The sequence below is a fragment of the Pantoea sp. VS1 genome (genome assembly GCF_002207995.1).
GTDB lineage: Bacteria > Pseudomonadota > Gammaproteobacteria > Enterobacterales > Enterobacteriaceae > Pantoea > Pantoea dispersa.
The window spans coordinates 1-319 of sequence record NZ_NHZE01000089.1; the positions used below are offsets into that span (position 1 = coordinate 1).

Below are 319 nucleotides of genomic sequence, written 5' to 3' on the forward strand. Positions count from 1 at the left end.
GAGAGCAAGCGGACCTCATAAAGTGCGTCGTAGTCCGGATTGGAGTCTGCAACTCGACTCCATGAAGTCGGAATCGCTAGTAATCGTAGATCAGAATGCTACGGTGAATACGTTCCCGGGCCTTGTACACACCGCCCGTCACACCATGGGAGTGGGTTGCAAAAGAAGTAGGTAGCTTAACCTTCGGGAGGGCGCTTACCACTTTGTGATTCATGACTGGGGTGAAGTCGTAACAAGGTAACCGTAGGGGAACCTGCGGTTGGATCACCTCCTTACCTGAAGATACCTTCCCGCGAAGTGCTCACACAGATTGTCTGAT

The 319-nt window shown here is 52.0% G+C and carries 1 rRNA gene; it reads left to right on the forward strand.

The window, feature by feature from the left end:
- Positions 1-275: ribosomal RNA gene (locus tag CBW22_RS23440) — 16S ribosomal RNA — on the forward strand; the annotation flags it as partial.
- Positions 276-319 lie beyond the last annotated feature (44 nt).